7 protein-coding genes are annotated in these 5,324 nt (G+C 27.0%); 4 read left to right on the top strand and 3 right to left on the bottom strand.

Translation table 11 applies throughout. The features are described from left to right. Nucleotides 1–56: 56 nt before the first annotated feature. Together KJQ99_RS08595 and KJQ99_RS08590 are read right to left on the bottom strand one after the other, a co-directional pair. Nucleotides 57–1,208: a hypothetical protein gene (locus tag KJQ99_RS08595; RefSeq protein ID WP_214150547.1), complete on the bottom strand. Its 1,152-nt coding sequence runs from the start codon at nt 1,206–1,208 to the stop codon at nt 57–59. A gap of 7 nt (nt 1,209–1,215) precedes the next feature. Then, a complete protein-coding gene (locus KJQ99_RS08590; RefSeq protein ID WP_214150546.1) occupies nt 1,216–2,307 on the bottom strand; it encodes an amidohydrolase in 1,092 nt (363 codons plus the stop codon). A gap of 100 nt (nt 2,308–2,407) precedes the next feature. Here KJQ99_RS08590 and KJQ99_RS08585 point away from each other — a divergent pair, with 100 nt between their 5' ends. Further along, on the top strand, nt 2,408–3,070 hold the full coding sequence (locus KJQ99_RS08585; protein WP_214150545.1) for a hypothetical protein: 663 nt from the start codon (nt 2,408–2,410) through the stop codon (nt 3,068–3,070). Continuing rightward, nucleotides 3,067–3,531, top strand: a complete 465-nt coding sequence (locus KJQ99_RS08580; RefSeq protein ID WP_214118626.1) for a YjiG family protein — start codon at nt 3,067–3,069, stop codon at nt 3,529–3,531. The genes KJQ99_RS08585 and KJQ99_RS08580 overlap by 4 nt, the downstream gene beginning before the upstream one ends. A 31-nt stretch (nt 3,532–3,562) precedes the next feature. Here KJQ99_RS08580 and KJQ99_RS08575 read toward each other — a convergent pair whose 3' ends face one another. Next, complete coding sequence (locus KJQ99_RS08575; RefSeq protein ID WP_214118628.1) at nt 3,563–3,865, bottom strand: c-type cytochrome; 303 nt, start codon at nt 3,863–3,865, stop codon at nt 3,563–3,565. Between the two features lie 163 nt (nt 3,866–4,028). On the opposite strand from KJQ99_RS08575, the gene KJQ99_RS08570 reads away from it, so the two are divergent. Together KJQ99_RS08570 and KJQ99_RS08565 are read left to right on the top strand one after the other, a co-directional pair. Further along, nucleotides 4,029–4,703, top strand: coding sequence for a response regulator transcription factor (locus tag KJQ99_RS08570; protein ID WP_239803033.1), 675 nt, complete (start codon nt 4,029–4,031; stop codon nt 4,701–4,703). Further along, on the top strand, nt 4,693–5,324 hold a 632-nt coding region (locus tag KJQ99_RS08565; protein WP_284467053.1), incomplete at its 3' end, for a sensor histidine kinase. The genes KJQ99_RS08570 and KJQ99_RS08565, both read left to right, overlap by 11 nt.

Raw genomic sequence — 5,324 nt, 5'->3', positions numbered from 1 at the left:
TTAATGATACTTAAAAATTTTTGAAAATTATTACAATAATTACTTATATATTTATATTAAATTTCATTCTTTAAACAAAATGAAAATTCTTTAGCAAAAAAGTTTATATTGATATTTCCTTTTTCACAAGGAGTGATTATTTTGCAATTTTGATAACAAGGCAAAATCCCATAAAATTCTAATACTTTAAAATTATCATTACGAACACTAATTTCATTAATGCCTTGTGATTTTAGCTCTTTTGCTAATTCTTTATTTAAATGATAATTTTTAGCAAAATGCTCGTTTTCATCAACAAATCTATATAAAAATGGATTAAATATCACAAATAAAAAGCTAATCACTAAAGAAATTAATACAAAAAATAATATCACATTATGTTTTGCTCTAAATTGTGGTAAATGCACTTTAAAAGAAGTTAAAAAATTAGCAATTATTAAAGGTATAGCAGGTAGTAAAAATGGTAAAAACTCGGCAATTTCTGGCTTTTGTCTAAATGATAATAATAAGCATATTATAAAAGCACTCGCACTTATACAATATAGCAAGTCCTTTTTACCCTTAAAACTAATATAATAAATCGTATAGAAAAAATACAAAAATAAAGGCGGAGAAAACACAGCCGACATAATAGCAAGTGAGTCTAAAAAATACCCCCTAGGTCTGCCTGAAAAATCATATCCATACATTATAAAAGTAGCAAACATTAGTAAAATTGATAAAATTAATAACTTTGATAATCTATTAAAATAAGCATAAAAAATACAAGCAATATATAATGAAATCATAGCTTTATCAAGATAAATACAAGCAATCAATACTCCATAAAATATATAAAATTGCCTTTTTATAGCAAGATATACAAGAAGTAATGAAGTAAATATAATAATTCCTGCAGGATTAATTAGTAATGCTGAAGCAAGGCTTCCTGGAGTAAGATTAAAGATAATATTAGATATATAGGCGTTATTTTTAAGGTATTTAATTGATATTTTATATAGCAAAATATTGCTTAAAATATGCAAGATTATATAAGCAAATCTTATATTTTCATTGCCAAAAACACTTAAGGCAAAATTAGCAAAAAGCCCATTAAAACTATTTGAGCTAAGCTCGTTTAGTTCATAAGGGCTAATACTTAAAAAGCTGTTTTGCCACAATAAAACGCATAAATCAATTAATAAAATAACGCCTAATTTATAATTCATCTAATTCCTATTTTAAATTCTCAAGCTCAAGCATTAAATTAAGCCACAATTTAACACCATTTTCTAAGGCATTTTTATTTAAACTCATTTCAGGATGATGAAGTCCAGGAGCACAATCAACTCCTAAGCCCATAAATGCTGATGGAATGCCTAGTTTAATAGGATAGAAGAAAAAGTCTTCCCCACCAGGTGTAAATTGCTCTTTGATTAAATTCTCTTCTCCTAAAGTATTGCTTATAACTTTTTCGCAAATCTTAGCTAAATCTTTGTTAATTACAGCTGCGGGAATATTGATTAGGTATTCAAAACTCACCTTAGCATCATAAGCATTTGCTATATTTGTTATGATTTTTTCAAGTTTTTCTTTCATCTCTTGCATACTATCATTATATTGAGCTCTTAAATCAAATACCAAAATAGCTTCACTAGGAATTGAATTAGTAACCCCACTATCACATATAAATCTAGTTGCTTTTATACTACTTGGTTTATTTGGGTCTATATAAATTTTTCTAGCAGCATCAATAATGCTAACACCTACATCAATTGCGTTAATTCCTAAATGTGGTCTTGCTCCGTGAGCTGCTTTGCCTTTAATATTAATTTTTATAGCTGAACTTGCTGCATAATACATTGAAGCTATTGCTTTAGGACTTGGGCATTCTTGAATTGGGCGAATATGCATTCCAAAAATAGAGCTTAAACCTTCACAAGCTCCTAATTCTATCATCTTTAAAGCCCCACTGCCTAATTCTTCAGCAGGTTGGAATATAAATCTTATTTTGTTATTTTTAATGATATTTTGCTCTTTTGCCCTTAAAGCTGCACTAAGTAGCATAGACATATGTGCATCATGCCCACAAGTATGCCTTGCACAAGCTTTATCATCAATTATATGACCTAAAGCATCAATATCAGCCCTAAGTCCAATTATCTTGCTACCACTTCCTAACTCCGTATAAAAACCTGTATCTCCTATATTGGTTATACTAAAACCTGCATTTTTAAGAGTAGTTTTTAAATACTCACTCGTTTTAAATTCTTTAAATCCAAGCTCTGGAATTTCGTGTAAATACTCATAATGTTTGATAACTTCCATATTAACTCCTTTAAAAAATATAAATACTAATAACTATTTCTTATTGTTTTCTTAAAAAATATTGTAGAATAAAAACTTTATTTTATTTAAAAGGAGTAGTATGCAAAAAGCTACAGAATTTGAAGTAGGAAAAGTAAAACCTAGTGCTTATCTTGCTTTAATATCTTTAATCTTATTTTTTTCAGGACTTTTAGCAGGACATGATATGCTAAAGGCTTTTGATTTTTCTACTTTAACAGGTGGTTTTGGTAAAATCCCAAAAATCTTAGATGAAGCCAATATAAAAGCTACGACCTTCATAGGAGATGGTGGAAGTGGTGCTAGAGCTGGATTTTTATTTGCATTTAGCTTAATTCCTGCTGTAATGCTTGCACTTGGAGTAATTGAAGTAATGGAGCATTATGGAGCTATTAAGGCTGCTCAAAAATTATTAAATCCTATTTTAAAACCTATTTTAGGAGTTCCTGGATTATGTGGGCTTATATTAATTACTGATTTACAAAGCACAGATGCAGGTGCTGCTATGAGTAAAGAAGCAAGAGATAAAAATTATATAAACGATAAAGATTTAGTAGTAATTTGCGCTTGGCAATATAGTGGGGCTGGTATGATTAATAACTTTTTTGCAATAGGTTCAGCATTATTAGGACATTTAGTATGCTTACCAATAATTCCACTTGTATTAATGCTAATTATGAAATTCGTAGGAGCTATTTTTGTAAGAATAGTTTTAAATACATTTTATAAAAAGGATTTTGAATGAATAATGAGAGCAAAAACCCATTAGATATTTTTATAGTAGGTGCTAAAAAAGGTTTTAATATCGCTTTATATAATCTAATTCCTAATGTTTTAATGGCTTATGTAATAGCTGAAATGTTAAAAATCTTAGGAGTTATGAAATTCTTAGGAGATTATTGTGGCGTTATTATGAATATTTTTGGCTTACCAGGAGAAGCAATTACTATACTTTTATCAGCGTGGCTTAGCACTTCAGCTGGAGTTGGAATTGCTGTTAATTTATATGCAAATGGGGTTATTGATAATATTGGCGTTAGCATAGTTTTACCTGCTATATTTTTAATGGGAGCTCAACTTCAGTATTTAGGAAGATTATTAGCTGTTGCAGGAGTTGCTAAAAAATACTGGATACTACTAATAATAACAAGTATTTTAAATGCTTTTATTTGTATGTTTATGATGAAAATTGTTGTTAGTTTGTAAAAGAGTTCAGGATTGCTCCTGAACTTAAGAATTATTTTAAAGTTACGATATAAGCAGCTAATGCTTTCATATCATCTTCGCTAAGATTTTTAACTTGTAATTCCATAGTTTTCTTAGCTTTTCCACCAAATGTTCCAGCTTTATAACCTTGTAAAGCTTCTAAAATTGTTTTTTCATCTAAAGTATTGATGATAATTTCTGCACCTGGAGCTTTTTTCTCAGCTGCTTTACCATGACAGGCAATACATTTTTTAAATAATGTAGCTCCATCATTAGCCATTGCTGCAGTGCTTAATAAAGATAATGCTGCTAAACTTAATAATACTTTTTTCATTTTGTCTCCTTTTTTTAAAAATGAGTGAAATTGTATTTATTTTTGATAAACAAACCAAAATTAATTTAATATTTAGAATTTATTTAAATTAATAATTATTTTCATATTATTTTTCTTACTTATTTTTTGTAATATTTTCAATATTTTTTAATTAGGATAACTTATGCAAGATTTACCTTTGGTGTATGTTTTAGAAGATGATTTAAGCATTAATAACTTAATAAAATATGCTTTAGAAAGCAGTGGTTTTAAAGTCATTAGTTTAATTAATGCAAAAGAGCTTTTTAGCGAATTAAACAATCAAATTCCACATATTTTAGTGCTTGATATTATGCTACCTTGCGAAGATGGTTTTAGTATCCTAAAAAAAATAAAATCTAATGAAAAAACAAAAGCTATTGAAGTAATTTTACTAAGTGCGTTAAATCAAGAAAACGATAAGGTAAAAGGTCTTGATTTAGGAGCAAGTGATTATATTACTAAGCCTTTTTCTATTTTAGAATTCCTAGCAAGAATTAGAAATATTTTAAGAAGAATTGATTGTAATAATGAAATCATTTTTAAAGATTTAAAAATTAACCTAAAAACTAGAATAGTAAGCATTAATGAAGAAGAAATAAACCTTACTTTAAAAGAATTTGAATTACTTACAAAACTCATTAAAAACCAAAACATTTGCCTTAAAAAAGAAGATTTATTAAAAGAGATTTGGGGAGCAAATATTTCAAGTAGGACTTTAGATATACACATAAATACTTTAAGAAATAAATTAAAAGATTATGCAAAATACATAATAACAATTCGTGGAGTAGGATATAAAATAGCTTATGAGAACTAGGATATTTTTTGCTATATTTTTTGTTTCATTTTTTGTTTTGATACTATTACAAGCAGCGATTTTTAGCGTTTTTGATAATATTTATTTTATAAATCTTGATTTTAAAATAGAAATTTTTAAAACAATATTTTTAGTATTTTTACTAATAACATTACTTAGCTTAACTCTTGCATATTTTATAAGCAAAAGCATAGTAAAACCATTATACGAACTTGACATAAACGAGCTTGATAAATCATTTCAATACAATGAATTAAAGACTTTTTTATCTCAAGTAAAAGAACATAATAAACAATTTAAAAAGATAAGAGCTGAGTTTAGTGCAAATGTTACTCACGAGCTAAAAACTCCACTTACTTCAATAATGTTAAGCTCTGAAATGCTTAAAAATAATCTAGTAAAAAAAGAAGATGAAAAGCAATTCATAGATACAATTTACAATCAATCAAGTGCTTTACTTGAGATGATTGATGAGATTATTAAATTATCATTTTTAGATGAAGTTAATAATTTTGAGATGACAAATGTAAATATAAGCAATATTTTAAGTCAAATTATTAAAGAATTAGATTTTAAAATCCGTGAAAAAAATATAAAAATACTTATGAATATAGATGAGTT

The organism is Campylobacter sp. 2018MI13, assembly GCF_018501135.1.
In the GTDB taxonomy this organism is placed as follows: Bacteria; Campylobacterota; Campylobacteria; order Campylobacterales; family Campylobacteraceae; genus Campylobacter_E.
The sequence above is the reverse complement of the archived record's forward strand: the minus strand, read 5'-3'. Positions and strand labels throughout refer to the sequence as shown.